Origin of the sequence: Thermocoleostomius sinensis A174 (genome assembly GCF_026802175.1) — a bacterium.
Taxonomy (GTDB): domain Bacteria; phylum Cyanobacteriota; class Cyanobacteriia; order Elainellales; family Elainellaceae; genus Thermocoleostomius; species Thermocoleostomius sinensis.
On the sequence record NZ_CP113797.1, the window covers coordinates 2,067,038 to 2,093,451 of the forward strand.

Annotated in this window: 27 protein-coding genes and 1 tRNA gene; 17 read left to right on the forward strand and 11 right to left on the reverse strand. The window is 48.3% G+C overall.

From position 1 onward, the window contains the following. The first annotated feature begins 225 nt into the window (after positions 1-225). From OXH18_RS08930 to OXH18_RS08940, 3 genes are all read left to right on the forward strand, one after another. Positions 226-1,104: a zinc metalloprotease HtpX gene (locus tag OXH18_RS08930; protein WP_268612191.1), complete on the forward strand. Its 879-nt coding sequence runs from the start codon at positions 226-228 to the stop codon at positions 1,102-1,104. Positions 1,105-1,162: 58 nt separating this feature from the next. After that, a complete protein-coding gene (locus OXH18_RS08935) occupies positions 1,163-1,570 on the forward strand; it encodes a hypothetical protein (RefSeq protein ID WP_268612193.1) in 408 nt (135 codons plus the stop codon). An 85-nt stretch (positions 1,571-1,655) separates the two neighbouring features. Then, positions 1,656-3,320, forward strand: coding sequence for a glycosyltransferase family 39 protein (locus OXH18_RS08940; RefSeq protein ID WP_268612194.1), 1,665 nt, complete (start codon positions 1,656-1,658; stop codon positions 3,318-3,320). Positions 3,321-3,340: 20 nt separating this feature from the next. Here OXH18_RS08940 and OXH18_RS08945 read toward each other — a convergent pair whose 3' ends face one another. Further along, on the reverse strand, positions 3,341-5,284 hold the full coding sequence (locus OXH18_RS08945; RefSeq protein WP_268612195.1) for a heavy metal translocating P-type ATPase: 1,944 nt from the start codon (positions 5,282-5,284) through the stop codon (positions 3,341-3,343). An 80-nt stretch (positions 5,285-5,364) separates the two neighbouring features. On the opposite strand from OXH18_RS08945, the gene OXH18_RS08950 reads away from it, so the two are divergent. After that, positions 5,365-6,456 (forward strand): precorrin-8X methylmutase, encoded by a 1,092-nt coding sequence (locus tag OXH18_RS08950; RefSeq protein ID WP_268612196.1) that lies wholly within the window; start codon positions 5,365-5,367, stop codon positions 6,454-6,456. 21 nt (positions 6,457-6,477) lie between these two features. Here the strand turns inward: OXH18_RS08950 and OXH18_RS08955 are convergent, their stop codons facing one another. Continuing rightward, complete coding sequence (locus tag OXH18_RS08955; RefSeq protein WP_268612197.1) at positions 6,478-6,666, reverse strand: hypothetical protein; 189 nt, start codon at positions 6,664-6,666, stop codon at positions 6,478-6,480. A gap of 290 nt (positions 6,667-6,956) precedes the next feature. On the opposite strand from OXH18_RS08955, the gene OXH18_RS08960 reads away from it, so the two are divergent. Continuing rightward, entirely contained in the window at positions 6,957-7,436 is a 480-nt protein-coding gene (locus tag OXH18_RS08960; RefSeq protein WP_268612199.1) for a tellurite resistance TerB family protein, read from the forward strand. A 559-nt stretch (positions 7,437-7,995) separates the two neighbouring features. Then, on the forward strand, positions 7,996-8,406 hold the full coding sequence (locus OXH18_RS08965) for a hypothetical protein (RefSeq protein WP_268612200.1): 411 nt from the start codon (positions 7,996-7,998) through the stop codon (positions 8,404-8,406). Positions 8,407-8,447: 41 nt separating this feature from the next. Here OXH18_RS08965 and OXH18_RS08970 read toward each other — a convergent pair whose 3' ends face one another. Further along, positions 8,448-9,611 carry an ABC transporter ATP-binding protein gene (locus tag OXH18_RS08970; protein WP_268612202.1) on the reverse strand — a complete coding sequence of 388 codons (1,164 nt, stop codon included), beginning with the start codon at positions 9,609-9,611 and terminating at the stop codon, positions 8,448-8,450. Between the two features lie 276 nt (positions 9,612-9,887). Between OXH18_RS08970 and OXH18_RS08975 the strand changes: the two genes are divergently transcribed. Together OXH18_RS08975 and OXH18_RS08980 are read left to right on the forward strand one after the other, a co-directional pair. After that, positions 9,888-11,489, forward strand: coding sequence for an ABC transporter permease (locus OXH18_RS08975; protein ID WP_268613150.1), 1,602 nt, complete (start codon positions 9,888-9,890; stop codon positions 11,487-11,489). Between the two features lie 74 nt (positions 11,490-11,563). Further along, positions 11,564-12,064: a pentapeptide repeat-containing protein gene (locus OXH18_RS08980; protein ID WP_268612204.1), complete on the forward strand. Its 501-nt coding sequence runs from the start codon at positions 11,564-11,566 to the stop codon at positions 12,062-12,064. Between the two features lie 20 nt (positions 12,065-12,084). Here OXH18_RS08980 and OXH18_RS08985 read toward each other — a convergent pair whose 3' ends face one another. Next, on the reverse strand, positions 12,085-12,522 hold the full coding sequence (locus tag OXH18_RS08985) for a hypothetical protein (protein WP_268612206.1): 438 nt from the start codon (positions 12,520-12,522) through the stop codon (positions 12,085-12,087). A 315-nt stretch (positions 12,523-12,837) separates the two neighbouring features. On the opposite strand from OXH18_RS08985, the gene OXH18_RS08990 reads away from it, so the two are divergent. Beyond that, positions 12,838-13,509, forward strand: a complete 672-nt coding sequence (locus tag OXH18_RS08990) for a Fe2+-dependent dioxygenase (RefSeq protein WP_268612207.1) — start codon at positions 12,838-12,840, stop codon at positions 13,507-13,509. 172 nt (positions 13,510-13,681) lie between these two features. Here the strand turns inward: OXH18_RS08990 and OXH18_RS08995 are convergent, their stop codons facing one another. Beyond that, positions 13,682-14,758, reverse strand: coding sequence for a Fe(3+) ABC transporter substrate-binding protein (locus OXH18_RS08995; protein ID WP_268612208.1), 1,077 nt, complete (start codon positions 14,756-14,758; stop codon positions 13,682-13,684). A gap of 238 nt (positions 14,759-14,996) precedes the next feature. After that, entirely contained in the window at positions 14,997-15,164 is a 168-nt protein-coding gene (locus OXH18_RS09000) for a hypothetical protein (protein WP_268612209.1), read from the reverse strand. Positions 15,165-15,344: 180 nt separating this feature from the next. Here OXH18_RS09000 and fba point away from each other — a divergent pair, with 180 nt between their 5' ends. From fba to OXH18_RS09015, 3 genes are all read left to right on the forward strand, one after another. Then, the gene (gene fba / locus OXH18_RS09005) at positions 15,345-16,424 is read left to right on the forward strand and encodes a class II fructose-bisphosphate aldolase (protein WP_268612210.1); all 1,080 of its coding nucleotides are present in this window, start codon (positions 15,345-15,347) and stop codon (positions 16,422-16,424) included. Positions 16,425-16,543: 119 nt separating this feature from the next. After that, the gene (locus tag OXH18_RS09010) at positions 16,544-16,741 is read left to right on the forward strand and encodes a hypothetical protein (RefSeq protein WP_268612211.1); all 198 of its coding nucleotides are present in this window, start codon (positions 16,544-16,546) and stop codon (positions 16,739-16,741) included. Positions 16,742-16,872: 131 nt separating this feature from the next. After that, positions 16,873-17,706, forward strand: a complete 834-nt coding sequence (locus OXH18_RS09015) for a sulfite exporter TauE/SafE family protein (RefSeq protein WP_268612212.1) — start codon at positions 16,873-16,875, stop codon at positions 17,704-17,706. On the opposite strand, the gene def is transcribed toward OXH18_RS09015, so the two are convergent. Further along, positions 17,650-18,231: a peptide deformylase gene (gene def / locus OXH18_RS09020; RefSeq protein ID WP_268612213.1), complete on the reverse strand. Its 582-nt coding sequence runs from the start codon at positions 18,229-18,231 to the stop codon at positions 17,650-17,652. The two genes, OXH18_RS09015 and def, sit on opposite strands and share 57 nt — an antisense overlap. A 119-nt stretch (positions 18,232-18,350) precedes the next feature. Here def and OXH18_RS09025 point away from each other — a divergent pair, with 119 nt between their 5' ends. Beyond that, positions 18,351-19,013: a molybdenum cofactor guanylyltransferase gene (locus OXH18_RS09025; RefSeq protein ID WP_268612214.1), complete on the forward strand. Its 663-nt coding sequence runs from the start codon at positions 18,351-18,353 to the stop codon at positions 19,011-19,013. Positions 19,014-19,134: 121 nt separating this feature from the next. On the opposite strand, the gene OXH18_RS09030 is transcribed toward OXH18_RS09025, so the two are convergent. From OXH18_RS09030 to OXH18_RS09045, 4 genes are all read right to left on the reverse strand, one after another. Further along, the gene (locus OXH18_RS09030) at positions 19,135-19,593 is read right to left on the reverse strand and encodes a universal stress protein (protein ID WP_268612216.1); all 459 of its coding nucleotides are present in this window, start codon (positions 19,591-19,593) and stop codon (positions 19,135-19,137) included. A 270-nt stretch (positions 19,594-19,863) separates the two neighbouring features. Further along, positions 19,864-21,135 (reverse strand): HlyD family secretion protein, encoded by a 1,272-nt coding sequence (locus OXH18_RS09035; RefSeq protein WP_268612217.1) that lies wholly within the window; start codon positions 21,133-21,135, stop codon positions 19,864-19,866. A 151-nt stretch (positions 21,136-21,286) separates the two neighbouring features. Further along, entirely contained in the window at positions 21,287-22,111 is an 825-nt protein-coding gene (locus OXH18_RS09040; RefSeq protein WP_268612219.1) for a cobyrinic acid a,c-diamide synthase, read from the reverse strand. 294 nt (positions 22,112-22,405) lie between these two features. Then, a tRNA-Arg gene (locus OXH18_RS09045) sits at positions 22,406-22,478 on the reverse strand. A 225-nt stretch (positions 22,479-22,703) separates the two neighbouring features. Here OXH18_RS09045 and OXH18_RS09050 point away from each other — a divergent pair. The 4 genes from OXH18_RS09050 (at position 22,704) to OXH18_RS09065 (ending at position 26,387) form a co-directional block, all read left to right on the forward strand. Next, positions 22,704-23,372, forward strand: coding sequence for an Npun_F0813 family protein (locus OXH18_RS09050; RefSeq protein WP_268612220.1), 669 nt, complete (start codon positions 22,704-22,706; stop codon positions 23,370-23,372). Between the two features lie 110 nt (positions 23,373-23,482). Further along, positions 23,483-24,520 carry a hypothetical protein gene (locus OXH18_RS09055; RefSeq protein WP_268612221.1) on the forward strand — a complete coding sequence of 346 codons (1,038 nt, stop codon included), beginning with the start codon at positions 23,483-23,485 and terminating at the stop codon, positions 24,518-24,520. Positions 24,521-24,679: 159 nt separating this feature from the next. Further along, positions 24,680-25,696 carry a helix-turn-helix domain-containing protein gene (locus OXH18_RS09060; RefSeq protein WP_268612223.1) on the forward strand — a complete coding sequence of 339 codons (1,017 nt, stop codon included), beginning with the start codon at positions 24,680-24,682 and terminating at the stop codon, positions 25,694-25,696. Positions 25,697-25,865: 169 nt separating this feature from the next. Then, the gene (locus tag OXH18_RS09065) at positions 25,866-26,387 is read left to right on the forward strand and encodes a hypothetical protein (RefSeq protein WP_268612225.1); all 522 of its coding nucleotides are present in this window, start codon (positions 25,866-25,868) and stop codon (positions 26,385-26,387) included. Positions 26,388-26,414 lie beyond the last annotated feature (27 nt).

Genomic DNA, 26,414 nt, shown 5'->3' on the forward strand with positions numbered 1-26,414 from the left:
GCAAGGGCGGCTTGTGACCGCCCTTTTTATGTATGAGCCTTAGTTGGCCCTAGGGAGGGAATCCACACCTGAAGTTTAAGGGTTTCTTCTAACCGGAACGCCGATCGCCGCCGCTACAATGTGAATAAAAATTAAATTATTTTGAGGCTGAGGTGTCAGCAAAGCGACTGGCAGTTTTTGGTTCATCATTCACCTAAAGTCGCCTATACTAAGGAACTATTGACTATGAATCAAGCTAAAACACTGGCCCTACTGGCATTATTGAGTGGGATATTAGTTGCCATTGGCTATGCAATTGGAGGCTCAACTGGGGCACTGATTGGATTAATCATTGCAGCCGTAACCAATTTCTTCTCCTGGTATTCGTCTGACAAAATTGCGCTCGCTGCCTATCGTGCCCAGCCGCTGAGTCGGCAACAAGCTCCAGGACTGTATCAAATGGTTGAGCGCTTGTGCCAACGGGCAGATCTACCGATGCCAAGGCTATTCGTGATTCCTAGTCAAGGGGCGAATGCATTTGCCACAGGGCGCGATCCTAAGCACGCAGCGGTTGCCGTCACGCAAGGGATTGTTAACCTACTGTCAGATGAAGAGTTGGAAGGGGTTATTGCCCATGAATTAACTCATATTCGCAATCGAGATACCTTAACGCAGGCAGTGGCCGCAACGATCGCAGGAGCGATCTCTTACATGGCTCAAATGTTGCAATATAGCCTTTGGTTCGGTGGTGCTCGCAACCGGGAGGGTGGCAATCCGATTGGTATGCTTGTTGCCATTTTTCTGGCCCCCTTGGCTGCCACCGTTGTCCAGATGGCTATTTCGAGAACTCGCGAATTTGAAGCAGATGCCGGAGCGGCCCGCATTACTGGCAACCCACGAGCGCTGGCCAGTGCGTTACAAAAACTGGACGCTACAGCTCGCCGCCTGCCTTTGCAAGCGAATCCTTCGTTTGAACCGCTGCTAATTATCAATTCCATTTCAGGTCAGTTTCTGGGCAGCTTGTTCTCAACCCATCCTCCTACTCAAGCTCGTATTCAAAATCTTTTGCAAGTTGAGCAAGAATTAGCAGGGCGATCAGGTGTGCGTCGCAAGATTGGATTCTAGGTTGGGTTGAGTATGCAAACGGATTTCTAGTGTCGTCAAACATGATGGAGGCATTTGCATGAGTTCTGAGTTTAATACTTCCGAAAATTCCCCGTCTGATACCTCTGCAATCGTGGAAGTTAACCAAACCGATGCCTTGATTGAATCGGAACTAGCAGGGGAGTCAGATGAAATTAAGCGCGAGACAAAAGCGTTGATTGATGCCATCCGGCAACGGGCCCAAACTGAAGCGCAAACCGCAGGTGAATTTACTCGCGAGACGTATCTGAGGCTAATTCGTCAAGCGCGAGAATCGATCGAACACAATAAGCTGTTTGATCCAGATCAAATTGAACGATCGGCTGAAACACTGAAATTAGAAGCAGAGAAAAACTGGAATGCGCTGGTACAAGAAGTCACCGAGATCAGCGATCGATTATCAGAAGCTGCCAAAGCGGCTTGGGAGAAGCTAACGGCTCCCAAATAACACTCCCAAATAACAATTCATTCCTTGTTATCAATGGATTGAAGCTGAGGCATAATGGTCAAACTGAGCCTTCAGCTTTTTTATTGTGAACACCTGCGATCGGCAGTATCGCGCAACTGCTCCGTTCTGGTTACGGCAACTGACCATTGGATTCCTGGTTTTAGGAATCTTTTTTCGCACATACAATCTCGGCGATCGTCCCTACTGGGTGGATGAAGTTACCACATCCATTCGGGTAGCAGGCTACACCAAGCAACAGGTGATCGCGCAACTGGCAGACGGACACGTGCGCACTGTGGCCGATCTCCAACGCTATCAACGGCTTGATCCAAATAAAGATTGGTCTGATACCTGGGCGGCTTTGATTCGCAGTCCTGAACATGCTCCTCTTTACTTCCTGTTGGCTCGGCTTTGGTCTCAAATCTTTGGCTTGTCGGTTGTGGCGATGCGATCGCTTTCAGTGCTGTTGAGTGGAATATCCCTATGGTTGATGGGGAGATTCGGACAGGCATTGTTTACATCAGCTAGCACGACCCAACTGGTTGTGTGTTTGTTTTCAGTGTCCCCTTTTTTTATAGCCTATGCGCAAGAAGCCCGTCCCTACAGTTTGTGGGTGTTGGTATTACTGAGTCAATGCATTCTGCTGCTGCGGGCTGTGCGCTTTTCCGATCGGTTGAGTTGGCTAAGCTATGGTCTCAGTGCAGTGGTGGGGCTTTATACTTCACTGCTGACTGGGCTGGTGCTGGTAGGACATGGCGTGTATGTGGCGTGGTTGGCAGGCTGGCAATTGACCCGAACTCTGCGCTGGTTTCTGTTGATATTGACCGCAACGATGCTGTTATTTTTGCCGTGGTTGTGGGTGATTGTCCAACACTGGCGATCGCTGCAAGCAAACACTACTTGGATGCGAGAACCAATCAATCCCTTAGTACGGGTAGCAGTTTGGTTATACAGTCTCGCTCTTGTGGTATTAGATGTTCCGCTTTCTACCTCATTTGGTGTTGATACAATTGTTCAGACTTTGGCTGCCATTTTGATTCTTGGATTAATCAGCTTTGGCATCTATCATCTTTATGCCCATGGTTCCAAGCAAGTGAGCTTATTTGTGCTAACGACGTTCACATCGGTTCCATTGGCATTAATTGCAATTGATAGCTTAGTGAATGGACAAGCAGCAGCTACTCCACGGTATTTAATTCCTTCCCAATTAGCAGGATTATGGGCAATGGCCGCTTGGTTGGAAAACGATCGCCATCCAGAAGCGGCCCGATCGGCGAAGGAGGCTAGTCTTCGACAAAGAATTATCAGACGATTTCTTATCGCCTTAATGTTTACTATTAGTATCTATTCCTGTATCAACAACTTAGACCGCTCGCCGGACTACCTGAAAGGACAGAATTGGAATAATGCAGCCATCGCAGCCATTATCCACCAAGCGCAACCTGTGCAACTTTTAGCAGAAGCAGAAACCACGATCGATCTAGTATCGTTGAGTCATAATTTGGTTCCATCGATCGACATCCAAATCTTGCCTTCAGTAGAATGGCTATTCACCCATTCGATTCAACCAGAAACCTGCCGAAGCTTACTTCTGATCAACCCTTCAGACCCACTGAAGCAAACGCTACAACACCAAGATTGGAGCTTAGATAAGCAGTATCAATCGCCTGCAAAGCTGTTCCATCCAACTGAGTTTACCTTGTGGCGACTTAGCTATCCTCAGACAGATTGTCGAACCGGTTCTCAGTGATCTTCTATCGCAGTAATCTTCTATCGCAACAGTCGCAGGCCGCTAAGCGTCACCAAGACGGTTGAGCCTTCGTGCCCAATCACGCCCAATGGTAAATTGATGCCACCGACAAAATTGGCGACGATCAGCACGGCAATGAAGCTGAGGGCAAAGACAATGTTTTGTTTCACAATGCGTTGCGATCGCTTACCTAGTTGCACCGCCGCCGCAATTCGTTCGAGGCGATCGGACATCAGCACAATATCAGCCGTTTCTAGGGCCACATCACTGCCCGCTACGCCCATGGCAATCCCCACCGAGGCTTGGGCCAACGCAGGTGCATCGTTGATGCCATCCCCCACCATCGCCACCGCGCCATATTGTTGCTGAAGTTGGCGGATTAGAGACAGTTTGTCTTCCGGCAACAGATTGGCATACACGCGATCGATCCCTACGGTTGCTGCCACGCTATCTGCCGTTGCCTGATTATCTCCAGTCAGCATGATTGGCACAAGCCCAAGCGTTTTTAAGTGCGTAATGGTTCCGGTGGCTTCCGGTCGCACCCGATCGGCAATGGCAATTAGCCCCAATATCTGATCTGCTTGCGCCACCCACACGACGGTTTTTCCTGCCTGCTGCAATTGCTCGCTTCGAGCTTGCAACGTTGGGGGACAGGCTGAATTGTATGCCTGCACAAATTGCCACTGCCCTACCGCTGTCGGTTGGCGATCGAGCCATCCCAAAATCCCCTGACCGGGAAAAGCCTGAATAGTGGTTGGGGTATCGAGCTTGGTTAACACGGTGTCTGGAGACGAGAGTTGTTCCTCAAGCTGGGTTTGAGCCGCCGTCACGATCGCCTGCCCGATCGGGTGTTCTGAATAGGCTTCCAGCTTGGCTGCGACTTGCAACACTTGACATTCCGAGTAGCCAGGGGCAGGAATCACCTGATCCACATCCGGTTGTCCGGTGGTCAGGGTTCCAGTTTTATCGAAGGCGATCGCCTTGATTCGGCCAATTTGCTCTAATTGCGCTCCGTTTTTAAACAAAATGCCTTGTTTGGCTCCATTGGCTATTCCTGAAAGCAGCGTGGGCATAATGGCTGCCATCAAGGCACAGGGCGAGGCCACTACCAAAAAAATCAGGGCGCGATAGATCGTTGTTTCCCAATTCCAGTTCCCCAGCAGCGGCGGCAATACGGCCAATAGGATGCCTACGATAACAACGACGCGAGCATAGCCGCGTTCAAATCGCTCGATGAATTGCTGTGAGGGGGGCGTTTCGGTTTTAGCTTGCTCTACTAAGCGAATCACTCGTTGAATCAGGCTACTTTCTGGCGGCTGATGCAGCGTTAGTTTGAGGGCACCGTTGCCGTTCAATGTGCCGGCAAAGACTTCATCGCCGATCGTCTTTTCGACAGGAATAGATTCCCCGGTAATGGCGGCTTGGTTGAGAGTGCTATAGCCTTCGCTGATGTGGGCATCGGTTGGAATCAATTCGCCTGGTCGTACCAAAATGGTGTCACCTACTTGCAATTGGGCAATCGGTACCTCTTGCGTTTGTCCATTCGGTTGGAGTAACCGCGCCGTATCAGGTGTTAAACTCATCAACCCGCGGATACTACGATCGGTCCGCTGCATGGCATAGCCTTCTAAGGCTCCGCTGATGGCAAAAATTAAAATCAGCACTGCTCCGTCAATGATCAAAAAATACTCCTGCCGCCACACCCCCAGTCCAGCGGCTCCCAAAGCAGCTACAATCATCAACAAATCTACATCCAGTTCTTGTTCCTGAACTAGCGTTGTTACTCCTGCTCGCGCACTGTCATAGCCTCCAATCACATATGCTGCCGCCAGAATGAGCAACGCTAGCCCGATCCAGTTGGCATATAGCGCCAGCCACCCGAAAGCCACCAAGACAGCACACAAGATGGCTGCCAGCGCATCGGTATGATTCGTTGCAAATACTCTGAAGCGAGAGAGAGTCATGAGCCATATAAATGCAATCAACTCTCTTACGCTAAACCTTGACATTAATGTTAAGGTCAAGCAATCAGGACAGGAGAATCATGAACGGATTAACCATTACGCAACTGACACAAGCAGTGGGTAACGTCACGCCTCGAATGGTGCGGCACTATCACCAGTTGGGGTTGATGCCCCAACCTAATCGATCGGACAGTAACTACCGTTTATATTCCCAGCAAGATGTGCAACGGCTGAAGCGAATTGTGGCCTTGAAACAGCAAGGGTTTCAACTATCGCACATTCGCAAATTGTTAGAGGCGGATGCCGAAATTGAACCGACTCAACAGTTAATGGATCAGTTACAGCAACAATATCGCACGGTGATTCAACAGATGACTCATCTACGCCAAACGGCAGCCGCCTTGGAAGGACTGTTGGGGCGCGATCGATCGTGTCAAACCGTACAAGCAGAAGCCATTGCTCAGCTAAAACAATTGGAAGTGGAAACGCAAGCAGGTCTAGAGGAACTATGGAATGGCTTGGATGCGCAGGTGCATCAGCATCCTGAACAATTTCAGGAGTCATTGCAGCGGCTCTTGCCTCTGAGTCGATCGGACATTGAAACCGATTTGTTGGCAAACTTGGTGCTGGCCTGTGGTGATGTTAGTTTGGTGTCGTTTGTGCGGCTGAGTCGCGAACCAGAACGCCATGCCATTGCGGCTGCCCGATCGGCGCTCAAAGCAGGCTGTTCAATCATTGTAGACAGCGCGATAGTAGCCAGTGCCCTCGATCAAACTCGTCTAGCCCATCTAGGCTGCACCGTCACAGCGCTGATCAATAATCCTCACATCCACAGCGCAGACGAGGCAGAACAGGCGTTTTGGCACGATGTCACGCTGAAACAACAGCTTCGGCAGCTTGCCAATGGAGCAATCGTGATCATTGGTTATGCTCCTTCGGTTCTTTTAGCGACCTGTGAAGCTATTACTCACCAAATTCAGCCTGCTTTAGTTATTGGCATGCCGATCGGCTTTAGTCATGCTCCTGCGGCAAAGCGTCAACTAATGCGACTGCCAGTTCCTTACATCACGATCGAAGGGACGATGGGCGGTGGGCTATTGGCGGCTGTGGCCTTGAATGCACTAGTACAGTCCTTGATGGAGAAACCTGATTGTCATTGTTATTTAAGCTGATTGCCCTCAATTAGTTTCTCTCTAGTCTGCATCCGAGGCAGGTCGATCGCGTTCTTCTCCGGTGGCTAAAATCTGAAAAACTGTCCAACCAATGCGAGCAATTAAAAAGACAGCGGCAATCAGAATCAGAGGAGCAAGAGCAGAAAAAGGCGCAACCAGCAGCAGGAGCAATAATCCCAGCAGGGCGATCGTTGTAATGGAGTTTCGCATGACCAGATTTTCCAACGCTTTTTTCAGCCTAAACAGTGGAAATTACACTGACCTCCTACTTAGGGACTGTTTTAAGTGGCTATTTGGGTAACGACTGGCTTGATCACTTGAACGGTTTTATCAAGATGATAGATTGAAGACAACATGAATTTGATGAATTTGTCTACATCACAAACTGTAACGGCTTCCGAATAGAAGCTTAAACTTGGCGGTGGTCTTGAAAGGGCATGGTAACGTGAAAATGACAATAGGATTCTGCTGTTGATTGAAGCTTGCAGGAGGCTTTACTTATGGTTCAAACTCCACCCCCTCCCTCGATAACACCGCGTCAGATGAACTTGTTGCGCATTGTGACGGCTATGGCGTGGTCGGACGGAGAATTGGCGCAGGAAGAAGTAGATGTGATGCTCGATCGCTTCAGTGGATTGTTTGCAACCGAAGCCACCCAGCAACAACAGTTACGCCAAGAACTGCGCGATTATATGATGCAGAACATCCCGCTAGAGGAATTAACCGCTAAGCTGCAAACTCAAGAAGAGCGAGAACTAGTGCTGCGTTTAGGCTATGAGGTGATTTGCTCGAGCGCTCGCACTCCTGACGAAGACAATATTAATGATGAAGAAGCGGCTGCCTATCAAAAACTGGTAGATTTGCTAGGGCTATCTCCTGAAACCGCCCAGCGAGTGATTGCTGAAGCAGAAGAAATCCTCAACACGGATGAGAACCTCATCGATAGCCTAACTCGGCAGTTACAGCAGTTCATGCAATAGCAAAATCAGCGCCACTACAGCGCCACTAAATGACAGATTAGTCAGAAGTGTTGAGGAAAAGGTGAGAGTCTATGCTGCTGGTTCATAATTGGATTGGCAGCCCTCGATTAACTCTCGATTAACTATTGAGTTAAATCGGCAAATATTGCGACTCTGTGCTCGCTACGTTGGTTAATGATTTGTCTTGGCATAGCTGAATTGCGATACGAATCTGACTTGCCCTTCACTCTAACCCTCTCTCAATAAGGCGAGGCAGCGATCCGGTTCTCTTCTGCCGGAGGAGAAGGGTTGGGGATGAGGGCAACTCCAACGTGAATTCGGCCACGCCTCTGTTTGAAATTGACCTCTTTAGTTGACCTCTGTCTCACTTAGATGATGTTTGTTAGACGCGAGTTAAATATTTGCCAGAATTTAAGCGATCGGGTTTAACCGTTTAACTTAACAATAACCTTAACAATAGTCCATACAAATGAAGACCATCAAGAACATTTATGTTAATCTATATCACACTTCACCAAGGTTAAAAAACGTCGTTAATAAGTTTGAGTAATGTCAAGTGATGGACTTTCTCATTCCCATTTTCAACACCATCGTCATTGCCGTGGCTGTCATTTTGCTGATGGTGGGATTGATGTCGGCTCCGTGGCCAGTGCTGCTATCCATTCTGGCGATCGGAATTTGGCTGAGTAAATGGCTAATTCGGCAGAGTCAACTGCAAGACACGCTGGATGATTTGGAAGGATTCGATCCAGCCCCATTCAACCCATCTCAGCCGTTAGCAGATGCAGATGTAGAAGTGTCATTGCCTTCTAGTGCAGAGTCGATTGACACCACGACTCTATCCTATCGAGGTGCAAGCTACAGCCCATCTCAGAATCGATCGGCAACGACGGCTCAAGACGGCGAGAATAAAGATGCGCCTGAGACAGTGCGTTCTGGCAAGTATCGCGGTGGGGTTTGGACAGCCTGAGACAAGCTGTAGGGCTTATGAGGCTGATGTGTTGCTGTCACCTACCTCACGGGTATATTCGTCTGTTTTGCCATTGTTCGATCGGGTTCAGTTTCTCTAGCGGACAACGGCACAAATACTTGCAGCCGTTGGGTGTTGATGGTGACTTGTACCCGAGTGTGAATGGGTAACCTCAAACTCGCAGCGGTTCTTGCTACTAGTTCCTGTCCAGCCGAGGTTTGTAACCAGTAGCGATATTCGCGGCCCAAAAACTGCCGATCGCGGACAATAATGTCGCTAGTTTCGTCCGCCTCCAGGCTCAAATCTTCTTGTCTCACCATGAGTTCAACCTGCTCAAGCTGATCTTTCGAGCGATTACTCTGCGCTTCGATGGCATCGACGGCCGTCAGAGTCACTGGAATTTTACCAAGTACCGTTTGCCAGACCTGGTCTTGACGACAGGCTGACAAGAAATTGGCTTGCGTTACAAACTCTGCCACGAATCGCGAGGCAGGCTGTCGATAAATCGCTTCGGGAGTGTCCAGTTGCTCTAGTTGACCGTGCCGCATCACCGCGACTCGATCGGCGATTGACAATGCCTCTTCTTGGTCATGGGTGACAAAAATAGCAGAGGTTCCTGCCGCTTTCAAAATCTCTCGCAGTTCTTGCCGCAGCCGTAGCCGCACCTGCACATCAAGGTTGCTTAGCGGTTCATCGAGCAACACCAAAAATGGATAGGGAGCCAAAGCCCGTGCTAGGGCCACCCGCTGTTGCTGTCCTCCTGACAGTTGATGAGGATATCGCTGTTCCATGCCTTGTAGACCGACGAGGGCGATCGCCTCTTGCACTCGTTGGCTGACAGTTGACCCAGGTTTTTGACGCAACCCAAACGCGATGTTTTGCTGAACGGTTAGGTGTGGAAACAAGGCATAATCTTGAAACACCATCCCCACGCCACGTTTTTCGGGAGCGACCCAAGTCCCATTTCCAGCTACAATTTGTTCGGCAATAGTGATTGAGCCGCTTTGAGGTTGCTCAAATCCAGCAATTAAGCGCAGCAGGGTCGTTTTGCCACAGCCTGATGGCCCTAGTAGTGCCAGCAAATCTCCCTGTTGCAGGGTAAAGCTTACCGATGAGACTGCCGGACTTGCCGCAGAGGAAAATTGCTTGGTAATAGCATCTAAGCACAGAACGGCGGCTGATTCTTGAGAACTTGGATCTGTCATTGATTGAATGAAATGAGTGGGTTGAAGTAGAGGGTGGATTGGAATAGATCAATGTCAAAATAAATATCGCTAAGCGGGCGATGTTCACCATCTCGTTTTATAGTTTAAAGGCATTTGCAACTCATTCTCATTAAGCAACTTGATGCAGTTTATTTAGTTTAGAAGTGATTTCGCGTGTCAAAAGTATTGTCCCCTTCTCCTCAAGCGATCGGTTCGCGATCTGCGTTGCAATCAGTCTTGTCCAACCTTGGGCTGAATGGTTGGAGCCTACTGGTGATGGTGATTGCGGGGTTAATTACCATCCCTATTCTGGTGATTCTTAGCAGTGTGTTTTTGGGCCCTAGCGATGCTTGGAGTCATTTGGCTTCTACAGTTTTGCCTCGTTACATTACTAGCTCTCTTTGGTTAATGCTAGGGGTAGGAGTGGGTGCGCTATTGATTGGCGTCAGCACGGCCTGGCTAGTAACAATGTGCCGGTTTCCGGGGGTTCGATGCTTTGAGTGGTCGTTGCTATTGCCATTAGCAGTTCCCGCTTATTTATTGGGCTATGTTTATACTGAACTGCTGGAATTTTATGGCCCAGTGCAAACCAGCCTACGATCGATTTTTGGCTGGACACAGGTGAGCGATTACTGGTTTCCCCCAATCCGCTCAATTGGGGGTGCCATTGCCATGCTCAGCTTGGTGCTCTATCCCTACGTGTATTTGCTGGTGCGGGTAGGGTTTCTGGAGCAATCCGTTTGCATGTCCGAGGCTAGTCGATCGCTGGGCTGTGGGCCATGGCGTAGTTTTTTTAAGGTGGCATTGCCTTTGGCTCGACCTGCAATTGCAACGGGGGTAGCGCTGGCTTTAATGGAAACGCTGAACGATTTCGGCACGGTGCAATATTTTGCGGTGGATACGTTTACAGTCGGCATTTACCGCACATGGTTTGGCATGGGCGATCGAACGGCGGCGTCCCAACTGTCGGCGTTGCTATTGGGGTTTGTGTTGCTGTTGCTGTTGCTAGAACGTTGGTCGCGATGGCAAGCCCAATACTATCAAGCCACAAGTCGCTATCAGCAAGCATCTCCCTATTGCTTGACGGGTTGGCGAGCCGGGTTGGCCGGGTTGGTCTGTTTTTTGCCAATCGGGTTGGGGTTTCTAGTTCCAGCTGGAGTACTGCTACGGATGGCTTTCTCGAATGTCACCCGCAATTTCAGTCAGCAGTTTTGGCAACTGGCAAGTCACAGTTTTATTTTGTCGAGTGTAACGGCGATCGTGGGTGTGGTGCTGGCTCTAATCATGGCTTATGGTCTGCGGTTGCGCCCTAGCCCCATAATGTCTTTAGCGACTCGTGTGGCGTCAATGGGCTATGCGATTCCAGGTACTGTAATTGCTGTGGGGGTGCTGGTTCCGGCGGGTCGGTTTGATAATGCTGTTGACGCTTGGATGCGATCGACGGTTGGTATTTCTACCGGATTGTTACTCAGTGGTTCGATTGCAATTTTGGTTTTTGCTTACTTGGTGCGGTTTTTGGCAGTTTCGTTGGGAACGGTTGAATCCAGCTTGGGACGAATTAAACCTAGCTTGGACGATGCTGCCCGATCGTTGGGGCACAATTCCACCAGTACCCTGCTGCGAATTCACGCACCATTGATTGGTGGGGGGTTGCTGACGGCGGCAATCTTGTTGTTTGTGGATGTGATGAAAGAACTGCCCGCTACTTTAATTGTGCGCCCCTTTAACTTTGATACGCTGGCGGTGGAAGTGTACCGTCTGGCTTCAGATGAACGTTTGGCCGAAGCAGCCGCCCCAGCATTGGCGATCGTAGCGGTAGGAATTTTGCCAGTAATGGTCTTGAGTTGGCAAATTACCCGGTTTCGGCAAAGTCAATAGCGGTTGGAGTGAGCCGGGTAGATAGGTAGATGGGTGCTTGGTTATCCGTTGTGTTGATTTTTTGAAACCGAGTTATGAAACAATACGCATGTGTCATGAGTCTTGTAGCGGGGGTTGTTTGCGTTAGTGCAATTGGTTGCACCCCCCAAACAATCGATCCTCAGCAACAGGTTTTACAAGAAAAAGACTGTGCCAATTGTGTGCTGCAAGGGGCTGAACTTAGCCAAAAAGACTTGAAATCGGCCCAATTGAACGGGGCCGATTTAAGCCAAGCTAATTTGGAACAAACAGATTTAAGCGGGGCATTTTTAGATAGTGCCAATCTCAGCGAGTCCAACCTGAGTCAAGCAAACTTAACTGGCGCTGGGCTGTCGTCTGCGAACCTCAGTAATGCAAATTTACAAGCGGCCAACCTCCAAGGAGCCTACCTCAGAAATGCCGATTTGAGTGGAGCAGATTTAACCAACGCCAACTTGGAAAATGCTGATCTCAGCGGCACGAATCTCGATCAAGCAACGCTAGACGGAGCTAATTTACAGGGAGCTATCTTACCGGATGGCAGCGTGCAAAATTAACCCGACTGCGATCGCGCTAATTACACACCTTCACCGCCTTCACCGCCTTCACCGCCTTCGCCCCCTTCGCCCCCTTCACCGCCCATTGGTTCAGTCAAGACAGGTTCGGTTACTGGCTCATAAATGGTATAGCTTTCAATGTCTCCGGTGGGAGAGGTTGGAGGAATGACTTCACTGCCTCTGGGCACAAAGATCAGGATGTCGCTCTCGTCAGAAGCGTCGCTTGGTGGCGGCGTCACGGGGGCTGTTTCTGTTCTCCCTTGCCCTCCAGAAGCGGGGGTCACAGGGGTTGTCCCTTCGCCGCCTTCGCCACCTTCACTTCCCTCCCCGCCTGGTTGTTGGGTATACAGTTGAGGGGTGGAAGCAGGGGAGACGAACTCAGGGGATGCAATCGCCCCACCTACGCCTGTTAGCACAAATGTCCCCACGCCAAACCAAAGTTTGATGGTTTTGTCCATGTTGCAAGTTCCTCAAGTTTCTAAGGTAAACATTCACAATCAACTCACGTTGCCGGTCTTGGTAGTATTCCTATTGATGTAGGAATCCTTGCTAAACATCGATCTGCTCTTCGTGCTGCAAGTTTAACCGTTCATACTAGTTGTTGCTGTCTGGATGATGCTATTTCATACGATTTTCTGCCATCAATTCATACGATCGATTGACAGTAGCTATTTACTTTACCACATCCTTGATTCTTTCAAACTCAGTTTCATTTGCATTCTGGTTTACAGTTTTTATTTAATCCCTATGCACGGAAATAAAGGTTGCCGTTTATGATTCTTTGTATTGGTAACGTTTTAACGCCTGACGAGTTGAAAACAATCGGTTCTGCTTTAAACGCAACCGAGTTTGTGGATGGTCAAGCCACTGCGGGATGGCACGCCAAGCTAGTTAAGCAAAACCTGCAAGCCAAAGCCGATGCTCTCCCGCTTCAGGAAGCCCAATCGATTGTCCAAACAGCACTTCATCGGAATGCACTATTTCAGATGGCGGTACGACCCAAGGCGATGCGACCGCTTCTATTTAATCGCTATGACACTGGCATGTTCTATGGTTCTCATATTGATAATGCCATCATGGGCGATCGAAATCAGGTACGATCGGATGTTTCAATGACCCTATTTCTCAGTTCCCCGAGCACCTATGCAGGTGGAGAGTTAGTCATTGAAGATACTCAAGGCAGCCATGCTTTCAAACTTGATGCAGGTTCAATGATTGTGTATCCGTCGTCTACTCTACATCGAGTTGAACCTGTGACTCAAGGTATTCGCTTAGCTGTTGTCACCTGGATTCAAAGCTTCATTCGCGATGCCAGCGATCGGGAACTCTTATTTGATTTAGATACGGCTCGCCAAGCTATTTTTCAACAGCAGGGCAAAACCCAAACCTTTGACCTCCTGACCAAAGTTCACGCCAATCTCATACGCAAATGGGCAGAGCTATGACAAGGCAAACGAATCTAGGGATAAAGGTAAAACATAGGGTAGCAGCGTGTAAGACTTCAGAAAATGGCAATTGCTAATGAGTCACTGAGTTATCACCAAATCCCAATTACCCATCAGCAATTACCATCATTCTTGAGTCACTACAACTGCTAGCTTCAGCCTTTGTCCATCCTTACGGCCAACCAACTCGATCCATAATTCGTAATGCTTCTTCGTTGTTACGCCCAAAGACCGACGCATTCAAGCTGTCTTCTTTAAATTCACCGAAGCTAGCCAGGATCGGATCAAGTTCTACGCCTCGCACAACTGGATATTCGTTATTGCCTTGGGCAAAAATTTCTTGCGATTCGGTGCTAACCAAGTGCTCCAGGAAGCGAACGGCTGCTTCTTTGTTGGGGGCGGTTCTGAGAACGCCAGCACCGCTGATGTTAACATGGGTGCCTCGATCGCGCTGGTTTGGGAAGAAAACCCCAATTCGTTCGGCGGCTTCGCGTTCGGTTGGGTCTTCGGACTTTAACATCCGGACTAGATAGTAGGTATTGGAAATCGCCAACGATCCTACGCCAGCCGCACAGGCTTGAATTTGGCTTGTGTCCCCTCCCTCGGGCGGACGAGCAAAGTTAGCCACTATACCACGTGCCCACTCTTCGGTTGCTTCAGGGCCATTAGCTTCCAATATCGAGCCTACTAACGACTGGTTATAGACATGGGTAGACGATCGCACTAGAAGTTGTCCTCGCCATTTGGGATCAGCAAGGGCTTCATAGGTAGATAGCTCGGCTGGATTGACCTTGGTGCGGTCATACATAATCACTCGCGCCCGCTTAGAAAGCCCATACCAAAGCCCTTGCGGATGGCGAAGATTTTCGGGAACGGCTTCTTGCAGAGTGGCAGAAGTGACTGGTTCGAATAAACCATCCTGCTCAGCGCGCCATAAGCGACCTGCATCTACCGTAATCAATACATCAGCAGGACTGTTGCTGCCTTCGCTTTTGATTCGTTCGATTAACGGATCAGCTTCCGCTTCAATCAAGTTGATTTGAGTTCCGGTTGCATCTGTAAAGCTTTGGTAGAGTTCATTGTCGGTGTCATAATGGCGGGCTGAATAAAGGTTTAAAGTGCCGCCTGCTTGCGCTAGTTGTGTCGGGGGCTGTTGGGCCCGAGTCGATCGGGTTGTCGATGGCCCAATGATGACAGCGGTGATAGCCGCACCAGCAAACAAAAAGGTGCGTCGAGTCATCGTTCTCATAGTCACATCCTCTCCTAAGAGCTTAAAATTCAGCGGTTCATTAACACGACTGCTGAAACCTTATTTTAAGCTTATTGCAAGTCATTCTTATATGGAAGTTTATTTTTTTAGATTTCTAAGCCTGTTTCTTGTGAAGCTCACTTCTAACAGCCAGCGATATTGCGGACTCTACAGGTTGATTTAGCTCGTTTCAACCTTGATCAGGTCAAGGCTTATTGAAAAAAATTGACACTCGTGCTTAACCAGATTCAAAGCTAGCGACGATCGCTTCATGACTAGTCATGACCAACAGTTGTTCAAATGGTTGTTGAGCATTTATACTTAATACAAAACAACGTGATAGGGTAATCATCGATTTTGATTGAATGGCTTCACCCAAGCTCACAACCTGAGCTAGTTCGGACACTGCTAATGGGGCTAGCAGTTGTACCAATCTGCTTTAGAACAAGTAGACAGGTTCAGCGGTGGAATTGTAAATCAATTGATACAGTTCGCCGCAGAGGGCAAAATATCTTAAGATTATCCTAAGCATTTCTGTTGTCCCAACGCTGAAGTTAGCTGATCACACCAATTAGGAGGAATCCCTATGGCACTTGTGCCAATGCGACTGCTGCTAGACCATGCAGCCGAGAACGGTTACGGCATCCCTGCTTTCAACGTCAACAACATGGAGCAGATTCAGGCAATTATGCAGGCTGCTCATGAAACAGACAGTCCTGTGATTCTGCAAGCCTCTCGTGGTGCTCGTAAGTATGCTGGCGAAAATTTCCTCCGCCACCTGATTCTGGCTGCGGTTGAAACCTATCCTCACATTCCCATCGTGATGCACCAGGATCACGGCAACGAGCCTGCTACTTGCTATTCTGCCATCAAGAACGGATTCACCAGTGTGATGATGGATGGTTCGCTTGAGGCAGATGCCAAGACTCCAGCTAGCTATGAATACAATGTTGCTGTCACCAGCGAAGTCGTGAAGGTAGCTCATGCGATCGGCGCAAGTGTTGAGGGCGAACTCGGTTGCTTGGGTTCTTTGGAAACGGGTAAGGGTGAAGCGGAAGATGGCCACGGTTTTGAAGGCGCATTAGATCACTCCATGCTGCTCACCGATCCTGATGAAGCCGTTGACTTTGTAGAACGGACTCAGGTTGATGCGTTGGCTGTGGCGATCGGTACTAGCCACGGGGCTTACAAGTTTACCCGCAAGCCAACGGGTGAAATTCTAGCCATCAGCCGCATTGAAGAAATTCACCGCCGTCTGCCCAACACTCACTTGGTGATGCACGGCTCGTCTTCGGTTCCAGAAGATTTAATCGCGCTGATTAACCAATATGGTGGTGCGATTCCTGAGACCTACGGCGTTCCCGTTGAGGAAATTCAAAAGGGTATTAAGAGCGGCGTCCGTAAGGTCAATATCGATACCGATAATCGCTTGGCAATCACGGCGGCGGTTCGGGAAGCGTTGGCTGCTAATCCGAAGGAATTTGATCCGCGCCACTTCCTTAAGCCATCTATCAAGTACATGCAGAAAGTGTGTGCCGATCGTTATCAGCAATTTGGTACGGCGGGCAATGCTAGCAAGATCAAGCAATTGTCTCTGGAAGAGTATGCCGCTAAATATGCAAAGGGCGAATTGAATGCTGTCACCAAAAAGACGGTGGTTGTCTAAGTCAATAGCCTTCATCTAGTTTGATCAATGGAGCCGGAGGGTCGTAAACCTATCCGGCTTTTCCCTATGTCTTTCTTTTAATTGACATTCTTCATATCATTCTTTAAGCAAACAACAGTGTGCACAACTCTAATCAAATTCGAGCGGGAAATCGCGTTGAAATTCTGCAACCTCTGTATGTGTCTGGACGGATTGGCATTATTCTAGCACCAGAGGAATTGGTGGGTCGGCAACCTACCGATCGCTGGATTATTCAAGTTGAATCGGATGATGTGCTGCTGTCGCTAAACCCAACGGAATTTCGGCTGTTGTCTTGAGATAGTTGATTCGCTAGCGCGATGCACAACGCTGGAGGCAGTTCTTAATCGAGCCAACACAACGCTGATCAACTTGTCTTGACATGGTGGGCTGATACAGTGACATAGTTGGGTTTGGAGTAAATCAATCGATGCTAGAAACTCCCCTAGGTTGGGCAATTTTATTGATATTGGGTATGTTTACAGGGGTTTTGTCAGGGTTATTGGGGATTGGAGGGGGGTTGCTCATGGTTCCTGCCCTAACCGTATTTGGTGTGCCGCTGGTGCAGGCAACGGCGACAAGTCTGGTGGGAGTATTCCTCAGTTCTGTATCAGGTAGTTTGCGTAACTTCAAGGCAGGTGAACTGAATTGGCGCGTGTCGCTGCTACTGGCCGCCTTTGGCATCGTGACGGCTCAGGTGGGGGCTTGGTTGGGCGATCGGCTTCCGGATGGGGTACTGTCGCTAGCGTTTGCGGGGTTGCTGCTAATTACCATCTATTTGATGCGTCTGCGGCAACGGTTGAAACAAGCTCAACGTGAATTTATAGAGACAGACAGGGAACTACCACAAACTACTGATTTATCTGTACTATCAGGGCTATCCATGCCACTACAACTTGGACCGATCGCTGGAATTGGATCGCTGGCGGGTTTGCTATCGGGCCTATTTGGTGTGGGCGGGGGGGTTGTAATGGTGCCGCTGCAAATGTTGTTTTTAGGCGAAACCATTAAGACCGCTGTGCGCACTAGCCTAGGTGCGATTGTAGCCATTGCCATTTCTGGACTGGCCCAACACACATGGAACGGTAATGTACTATGGATTCCGGGGCTGTGCCTGGGGCTGGGTGGCATGCTAGGCGCACAGGCGGGAACACGCTTATTGCCGCGCCTCTCCGATCGCACCGTAAATGTGCTATTCCGCCTGTTTTTAATTGGACTCGCGGTTTATATGGCTATTCGAGCCATTAGATACTGGGAAGGGTGAGGCTACAACCCGCATCAGATACTCTTGATCAGTGATAATGTCTTGTACACTTTCCAGCCGATCGAGAAATACTAAGCCATTCAAGTGATCAAACTCGTGCTGAAAAATGCGAGCAACAAAGCCTGTCAGTCGCTGCTGCTGCAAGGTACCATCTTGAGCCAAGTACTCAACGTCAATGGTCGTATATCGGGGAACTAGACCACGAATGCCCGGAATACTAAGGCAACCCTCCCAATCGCGCGCGACTTCGCCTGAGTGGGCCACCAAGCGGGGATTGATCATGGCGGTTGGTTCCATCTCTGGTGCATGGGGATACCGAGAATTAGGGCGCGAGGCTACAATCAGCAGTTGCAGCGATTGTCCTACTTGAGGAGCCGCCAGCCCGACCCCATTTGATTCAACCAAGGTAGTCATCATGTCTGTAACCAACGTCTGTACGTGCGCATCGTGAACGCAGTCGATCGGCTGAGCCAGTTGTCGTAGAACAGGATCTCCCAATTGTGAGATGGTCAGTCGTTTTGTCATGGTTGATTCTAGTAAGTAAATTGATTTAAGAAAATTGATTGAATTCGATAGGAATCGTTTAAGGGTGTTTCACCCAGAATTTAAAACCTGAAGCTCAAAATTTAACACGTAACCATTTTATGCAGTCAAAAAGTAATGCAAATTTAAGTGCCATTGTATTGGCAGGTGGACAAAGCTCTCGCATGGGGCAGGATAAAGCACTCATCGCTATTGGTCAGCGCACGTTACTGCAACAGGTTTGTGAGGTGGCTCAGCACTGTGCTGATGTAGTTTATGTGGTAACACCGTGGATCGATCGGTATCAACCTTTGCTAGGCGAGAGTTGGGAATCAGCCAGTAGCCATAGGTCGGAAAATAGCACTAAGATTCGGTTCATTCAGGAACACCCCTTGTCTCAAGATGACATCATGCACGGACCGTTGGTGGGCTTTGCGCAAGGACTAGTGCATGTTGAGACAGAGTGGACTCTGCTATTGGCGTGCGATTTGCCCAATTTGCGAGTTGAGGTGCTGCAATCATGGTTAATGATGCTACCTAATGTGGATGCACAGACGATCGCACTGCTGTGTAAAAATTCCAATGGCTGGTGGGAAGCGCTTTGTGGGTTTTATCGCCGTCGCAGCCTTGAGAAACTGAAGCCGTTTATTGAGCAGGGTGGACGATCGTTTCAGCGCTGGCTTGATCAAGAACTTGTGCAAGAACTGCCGATTTCTCAGCCAGATATATTATTTAACTGCAACACTCCGGCCGATGTGGAGCAGGCCAGAAAATTAGCGCGCTAGTTCGATCGCGAGTCTTCGATCGCGAGTCTTTGTCACTGTGTGCGAAAGCAGTGGGCTTGAAATTGTTGTAGATGCCCCATTGTAAATGCCCCACTCTGAGGCACCCAGTTCAAGATTAGGATTAAGCCGTCGTTTCACGCTTAGGAGTTGTAGGAGTTGATTGAGAGGTAGACTTTTTCTCTTGTACAACTAAAACTGCACAGGGAGCATGATGCAGCACATAGTTACTGACGCTACCATGAAGCAATTCTCCTAACCTGGATAAGCCACGCCGCCCCAGCACAATTAAGTCTGCATCCCATCGCTGAGCAATGGCACAGATATCGGCAGCCGGATCACCTAAATGCTCGGTAAAGTCTGCTTTTACACCTGCATTGTTCGCTTGCTCAACTAACGATCGAAGCCGATGGGGGTTGGGTTGGTTAAAGGTGTATGGCTGAGCATAGCCTACATCACAAGCAGGTACTACGTATAGTAACCGCAGATGAGCGCCGGTCGCCTTGGCCAGAGCCAGGGCTTCATCAAAGACATGCGTATCCATTTTGGCGTTATCTAGCGCCACTAGAATTTTTTGAAACATGATATTTTCTCGAGGTGACGATTAAGGAACATTGAAACCAATAGCTATTCAACCAACAGCCACTGTTCGATAGTTGATAATTAATTCAGCTAACGTGAATTAACCCGATATAAGCAACATACGGTATCTTTACGGTCTAATTTTAGACTAAGCAAGAAAGCTGAGGAATTGGTGAAGGATTGTACGTTGTGCAATGCAATCGCCATTTTTACGGTAATGCACCTGTAGAGCAAGTAGATGCGATCGCTGACTTTGGTTGTTTCAATCCTCTCAGTTTTCGATCGAATTTTCAACAGATGTATCTAAAAAGACAATCTCTCCCTCGACGGCTGTGCCGGGTGCAATTGTCCAGTCGGGGTCATTAATGCCAAGATGGATGACAATACTGGAGGCTGCATCAGAACCATTGTTAGAAATATTGTTAGATTGATCGGGCGTATCGGCGGGGCGATCGAGGGATAGGATTTGGACATCGAATGATTGACTGGGTGCTGTATTGAGAAACACTCTTGCCTGCTGATTCGATTGCGCTATATCAAGTGCTTCTGGAGGAAGATGTGCTTCCAAATACAGCGTTTCAATGGCTGCAATTGACAACAATGGCTCTCCCACTCCTACTGCATCGCCTGGTTCCACCAACCGCTTGGTAATAATTCCGTCGATTGGACTAGCAACAGTCAATCGATCGAGACGGGACTCTAGCACTTGTTGCTGCATCCTCAGTTGAAAAATAGTTTCTTTGGCATTCGACAGTTTGTCTAGCACTTGCACCCACTGTTGACGCAATGCATCTAGTTCAGGACTGTGAATGTAGGGACTTAATCCAGTGCTTACAGCCCGCACCCAAGCCCCCCGTGCTAGCCTTAACTCGTGCTCTAAACCACGAACTTGAGCCTCAAGTTGATGGATGCGTTGCTGTTGGCTTGGTGTGCCTTGAGAGAAGCGCCGAGGGAGGCGATCGGCCGGGTCGGGGGTTGTGACTTCACCTTTAGCTCGCTGAAGTTCGGTTCTTGCGGTTGCCAATTGCCTTTCGACGGCAATGATATCTTGATCAGCGTTCCGAACTTGTTGATCTAATTCGCTTTCTTCTGGATGCAGTTTTAGATAAGCCGCCCAAAGTCTTTCTCGAATTGCTTCCCGTTCTGCTTCTACCTGTTGTTGATAGTCTTCTGCGGCTGCCAGTTGTGTTTGAATGTCCTTTAACTGTGATTGTAGTTCTTCACTACTGAGTTGAAGCACTATCTGACCTTGATCAACTTGATTACCTGGATAAACTTCAATTTTTTCTACTTGACCTGATACAATCGCTGCAATCTCTGATTCTTTCCCTTTCACTTCACCGGTTAAGGGAAATGTTTCTGTAGATGAAACTGGACATAGGTGTGCTATTCGTGGACGAGATAAAGAATAGGTAAGCGATAGTCCTGTCCCCGCTATCAATAGCCCTAGTATGACTGCCAAATCACGCCGACGGGGTCGGTGTGGCTTCTGGGATATTTGCGGTAAAGAACGTTCATTAGTTGACAAGGGACTTGATTTCACGAGCACTACCCTCCTCTTCAAAGACACCTGCTTAAAGAAACATTTAGCTCAGATCAACGATCATGATGTGTGGCGTTAGCCGTTGATCTCGCCCTATTTCAATTCTAGAGAAACTAGATGAGAAAGTTGTGAAGGAGAGTCAATGAGTGCATTAGGAGAAAATGCCATCTGGTTCTGGTTCAAAAATATAGTCATAGTCAAAATGCAACGAGTTGGGATGGCGAATAATAGAGAAGCCAAAATCGATCGTTGCTTCTGTTGTGAAAGTGGCTATGACTAATTCAATCAGTTTCTTTGTTTGAATCTCTGGAAGCTGAACATAGTAGCTCCGCTTGGCGAAAAATACTCCTTCATCTTTGGGAATAATAATATTATTAAGGCGATGAGCATGTTGAATTGGTTTGATATACGTATTAATGAAGTCTTCCTGGTTACGCTGAAGCCGATATAGTTTCTCATGCTGAAGCCAACTCATACAAAACATCATCTTTAGCAGTTCAAATCCTAGAATATAACTGAAGACATTGTTGCGCTCTTCAGTGCTAAAGACGAGTTTCAAGGCAGACTGTAAGTACAGATCGGGCTGTCGGCGAGTATCCTGAGCGGAATGTGTGTAGAACTGTCGAATATAGGTTCTCAGCACGGTTTCACTTAATTCTGTCTCAATATGAAAATCTTTTAGGTATTGCTTTACTCGTTGTTTTGTTTCTTGATCTTCAAGTTTGCGAGTCACGAGTCCATCGGCTGTATAATCATCCAGAAATTCGGCTTGTACTTCTGGTGGAGCCGCGCAGATCAAGTGACATAGAGATAGCATATAGCGACGCTGTTGCCAGGATAAACTTTCGACCCAGGCTCGCGCTTGGGGTGGCAATTTGTCTAGAATGCTATCAATACTACTGAGTCCATCAGTCCAACCGGGTTCTAGTAGATTTGGCAAGTCTTGAGCATTGGAAGTAAGGTGAGAGAAATTCATCGTTCAACTTCACATCGACTTTAGAAATTCTCTTTAGAGCTTTTCATTCGTTGGTTCTTCCACTATAAAAAGTCGATTGCATGAAGAACGATGCTTGATTCTGGGATTTTTTTGATTAAGTTCCAACAATGCAGCCAGTGATCTTACGCAATCATACGGAGCACCACTGATCTCTGAACTGCTCGCAAGCCGGATGTCGTCGATTCGATGTCACTAAAAACTTCGATCGAGCATTCCAAGCACCTACAACGACGGTTTCTTCTGGCAAGAAGATCTGATTATCAACCTTGTTTACGCTCCAGGCAGGGATCGAACCTGCGACCGACCGCTTAGAAGGCGGTTGCTCTATCCACTGAGCTACTGGAGCAGTCTTAGCAACCCTACTCTAGCAAACCATGACCATTCAAACCAACAGACAGCATGAGACGAGCCAAAACCAACGATCTCCCGTTTCAAACCTCGTTATAGTTTCCCTAAATCTTGGGAAAAATAAATCTTGGGAAAAATAGAGTCAGTTTGCCTTGCCCAGACCTGGTTTTGTCCATCCAAATATAACATCCCCCACCCTGTCTAGGAGTGAATTGGTAGCTTCATGTTTATCTTAAAGCGGCAGGATGTTGACATTACAACAATTCAGCATCCCAAAAAAGATCAACCGATTCCGATTCTTCATTACCAGGGACAGACGTTTCGGTTACTTAGCATCTTTAATGCAGTTCAAGAGGAAGAGGCCAAGGCATTTTGGCGAGAGCTAACCGATCAGCGGGGTAAGTCTTGCGTGCTGCTGGAAGAACCAGAGCGCTACAGTGTTTGGGGCAAAGTGCGCCTACAGGCAGTAGACGAAGTAGAACCAACGCTTGAGGAAACAAGTACCACGCCCACCTATGTCCAAGCCTGTCTCCTGCTGTTGCAGGCCGTCCATATTGATATTGAAGATTTGTTAGGAGCCAGACAAGCAAGTGCGTTTCAAAAAGAACTGTCGAATGTTTTCAAGCAGTGGCGTTTTCCTCAAGCAGATTCTCCGGCAGCGGTTCAACAATGGCTGACGATCGATCCCCTAGCATTGGTGCAGGTTCCCCCATGGCAAGAACATCATTTGAATACGCTGCTTCAGGAACTCTATCGCTTGGGTAAACAGCATTTTGGCAACGCCAGTTTTACTGAACGAGTCATGAACGCGCTACAAGACATCCCTACCAGAGAGCGTCAGGATTTTTTAGCCTGGCTAGAGCAATCCCCTACTGGAAAACTTTGGCAATAGCAAGCCGTTCATTTGTGCATGAATCTTGAAGGTTTTGGGGAATGCTGAAATCAACCTTGAGCAGACGATCGCCATTCTCTGCTGACTGTTAAGCCGGGAGGAATTGTCCGTTGAGCAAGAAAATCGTCACTGCCAAACCAATCCTGTCAGTTCAAATTATTGTACTGACAGCGCTCGCCTGGTCAGTTGGAGCATTATTGTTTTTCCTGCTGTTTAGCGTAGCACCCACTCAAGGCGAACGTCCCCAGTGGTATGGAACGACGACCTATGTTTTAGAAAATATAGCGTTTCTGGGAGCCGGACTGTTGTGTTTTCGCAATTGGCGTAGTTCGCTGATTGTTAGCGGTCGAACGGTATGGCTAGCGATCGGGTTGGGGATGTTCTCTTACTTCATCGGCAATTTGATTTTGGCCTACTGGGAAATTGGCTTAGGGCTGAAGCCTGATGTATCACCCGGCGATCTCTTTTTTGTGCTGACCTATCTATTTTTAGCGTGGGGAATGCTGCAAGCGGTGCTCTCGAAGCAACTGAACCTTTCTTTGTTGCAGTGGATGGTGCTAATGGCGATTGCGGTCTCTGGAGTAACGATCGCGTTGTTCTTTGCACCCATCTCGGAAGACGTTTCGACAAATCCAGCAAATCCGGCTTCAGTAGCGATCGAGGAAACCGTTTCCATCTCTGGCGTTCAACCCAGTTCTCAGCCCAGTCCTCAACCTAGTTCTCAGCCCACCGCCCAGCCTACTATCCCAGACAACACATTGGTTCCAGCTAGTTCCTCTGCGCCTACAATCGAAAAGTCAATGCCAAGATGGGTCACACTTTCAGACCGTGCGCTAGCCCCTTTGGCTACGATAGTGTCATGGTTGTACATTGTTGGCGATGTCACCTTGGTGGTGATGGCAACAACCCTCCTGCTGGCATTCTGGGGTGGACGATTTTCGCAATCATGGCGATTTATTGCAGCGGCCGCTTTCTCCTTTTATATTGCTGATATTTGGTTTAACTACGCCATCAACTACATTACCAACTATCAAACTGGTGCATTGCCAGAAGTATTCTGGATTTTTAGTGGCTGTTTGTTTGGTATTGGGGCAACGCTAGAATATGACCTATCTACTCGACGCCGAACCGTCCGTCGTCGAAGTTAGCTCTGCTTCTGGAGATATCGTCTACAGTGAGAGAAGAATTCATCAAGATTCGTTAGCCTCTAACCAGGTTAACGTTGTAAAATGCCATATTTGTTACAGACCAGTGCGTCTGTTTCGTCTGTTCATTTATTCAAATCCGGGTTGAGGAAAACTGCTGGGATGGCTCCTAAAAAACTGTCTGACGCTGATAGACAAGATATTCTCACGCGCTACCGTCAGCCAGAAGAGAACACGGTAACGATCGCGAACTACTATGGGGTAAGCACAAGCACAATTAGTCGTATTCTGAAACAGAATTTATCAGAAGCAGAATATGACTCCTTAATTCAGCAAAAGCGATCGGGGCTGCAAAAATCCTCTGATCAACCCGATCAGATTGTTCTACCCGATGTAGAAGCGGCCGAGCCAACCTCGCTAGTTGTTGAAGTAAGTCGTGAAGCCGAACGAACGAACGAACGGCCTACTCCGGCGGCCCCACGGCGGCGTCAACGTAAGTCTACAGTAGAAGCACAGTCATTGTCGGAGCCTGATCCGCTTGAGATTTTAACGATCGCACCGCCCCGTGCTGCTAAGTTCGATCCGCCACCTACACCATCGTCTGTCCCACCAGCCATTGAGAAAGCAGAATTGGAAGCTATCGAAGCAGAACTCGAAGGAGCAGTGAATGAAGAGATTCCTGTTCTGGCAGGTCCGTTAGATGAAGAATTATCCGACGAGCTTGAAGACGATTTGGATGATGAACTTGAAGATGAGCTAGACGATCTAGACGATGAGTTAGATGATGAGTTAGACGATGAAGACTTTGAGGATGACGATGAGCTAGCGAATGCACAAGGGTTTTCATCTGTGCAATTGCCCAGTGGTGAGTTTATTCAAGTGCTGCCGCTGACCGAAGCCAACATTCCTAAAACTTGTTATGTGGTGGTCGATCGATCGTCTGAACTCATTACTCGACCTCTAAAAGATTTTGCTGATTTAGGACAAATCCCAGAAAGGGAAACCTTGGAACGTACCCTGCCAATTTTCGATAATCATCGGATTGCTAAACGATTCACGCGGCGGATGCAACGGGTGGTGAAAGTGCCGGATGGCCGGATTTTTCAAAAGGTGAAATCCCACCTACAAGCTAAGGGAATTACTCGTTTGTTGATTGATGGGCAGGTTTATTCGCTCTAGGTCAGACGGAATTCTGAAGGGCAACCTCAACCGATCGGCTTAATAGAGTTACCTCAATGGGTGAAACCATAGGAGGATGATCTGTCTTTACCCAACGTCCTATTCTGAAGACAAGCTCAAAACGGCTCGCTGAGCCAATTAGGGCATCCGAGGTTTAGGAGAAGGCATCATGACACAGCAATTTGCTCACAAGATCGACCGAGTACTTGGTGGTCTGTTAGTTGCATCTAGTCTGACTATCAGCGGATTCATGCCTCTTAGAGCAATTGCATCCGACGCCCCTCGTAATCTACAAACCGAACAAGCACCAGATGTGATTGCGTTGCAAAATCAGTCGTCGCTGTCGAATGGTGTTCATCTCTATGGTGAAACGCTTTTGCCTGATCAACTCGGAGCCACTTATATGGTGTTTGAGGTTGACAATAATCAAGTAACGGGTGCCTTCTATATGCCTCGCTCATCGTTTGACTGCTTCCAGGGTCAGTTCGCGGGCAATCAGCTAGACCTTACAGTTACAAATAGCTATGACCAGATGGCCCACAACGTCTCATTAATACTGGAAAACGACAGTTACATTGCCTCAATCGGTGATCCAATGACAGTCCCGGCAAGCCTGAATGGACTGCACAATCTTGCCACAATAAGTGAGAACGACTACCGTATCTTGGAGACCTGCAAGGCTGATTTCTAGGTCTATTTCTAGGTCTAAATTTCCAAC

Coding starts and splice junctions, on each gene's coding strand:
- OXH18_RS08960 (WP_268612199.1), top strand. CDS start 6,957: ATGGTTCAAACTCCACCCCCTCCCTCGATAACACCGCGTCAGATGAAC.
- OXH18_RS09065 (WP_268612225.1), top strand. CDS start 25,866: ATGACACAGCAATTTGCTCACAAGATCGACCGAGTACTTGGTGGTCTG.
- OXH18_RS09060 (WP_268612223.1), top strand. CDS start 24,680: ATGGCTCCTAAAAAACTGTCTGACGCTGATAGACAAGATATTCTCACG.
- OXH18_RS08970 (WP_268612202.1), bottom strand. CDS start 9,611: ATGACAGATCCAAGTTCTCAAGAATCAGCCGCCGTTCTGTGCTTAGAT.
- OXH18_RS08965 (WP_268612200.1), top strand. CDS start 7,996: ATGGACTTTCTCATTCCCATTTTCAACACCATCGTCATTGCCGTGGCT.
- def (WP_268612213.1), bottom strand. CDS start 18,231: ATGACAAAACGACTGACCATCTCACAATTGGGAGATCCTGTTCTACGA.
- OXH18_RS08995 (WP_268612208.1), bottom strand. CDS start 14,758: ATGAGAACGATGACTCGACGCACCTTTTTGTTTGCTGGTGCGGCTATC.
- OXH18_RS08935 (WP_268612193.1), top strand. CDS start 1,163: ATGAGTTCTGAGTTTAATACTTCCGAAAATTCCCCGTCTGATACCTCT.
- OXH18_RS08955 (WP_268612197.1), bottom strand. CDS start 6,666: ATGCGAAACTCCATTACAACGATCGCCCTGCTGGGATTATTGCTCCTG.
- OXH18_RS08975 (WP_268613150.1), top strand. CDS start 9,888: ATGGTGATTGCGGGGTTAATTACCATCCCTATTCTGGTGATTCTTAGC.
- OXH18_RS09040 (WP_268612219.1), bottom strand. CDS start 22,111: ATGAATTTCTCTCACCTTACTTCCAATGCTCAAGACTTGCCAAATCTA.
- OXH18_RS08980 (WP_268612204.1), top strand. CDS start 11,564: ATGAAACAATACGCATGTGTCATGAGTCTTGTAGCGGGGGTTGTTTGC.
- OXH18_RS08990 (WP_268612207.1), top strand. CDS start 12,838: ATGATTCTTTGTATTGGTAACGTTTTAACGCCTGACGAGTTGAAAACA.
- OXH18_RS09025 (WP_268612214.1), top strand. CDS start 18,351: ATGCAGTCAAAAAGTAATGCAAATTTAAGTGCCATTGTATTGGCAGGT.
- OXH18_RS09030 (WP_268612216.1), bottom strand. CDS start 19,593: ATGTTTCAAAAAATTCTAGTGGCGCTAGATAACGCCAAAATGGATACG.
- OXH18_RS08950 (WP_268612196.1), top strand. CDS start 5,365: ATGAACGGATTAACCATTACGCAACTGACACAAGCAGTGGGTAACGTC.
- OXH18_RS08945 (WP_268612195.1), bottom strand. CDS start 5,284: ATGACTCTCTCTCGCTTCAGAGTATTTGCAACGAATCATACCGATGCG.
- OXH18_RS09050 (WP_268612220.1), top strand. CDS start 22,704: ATGTTTATCTTAAAGCGGCAGGATGTTGACATTACAACAATTCAGCAT.
- fba (WP_268612210.1), top strand. CDS start 15,345: ATGGCACTTGTGCCAATGCGACTGCTGCTAGACCATGCAGCCGAGAAC.
- OXH18_RS08930 (WP_268612191.1), top strand. CDS start 226: ATGAATCAAGCTAAAACACTGGCCCTACTGGCATTATTGAGTGGGATA.
- OXH18_RS08985 (WP_268612206.1), bottom strand. CDS start 12,522: ATGGACAAAACCATCAAACTTTGGTTTGGCGTGGGGACATTTGTGCTA.
- OXH18_RS09015 (WP_268612212.1), top strand. CDS start 16,873: ATGCTAGAAACTCCCCTAGGTTGGGCAATTTTATTGATATTGGGTATG.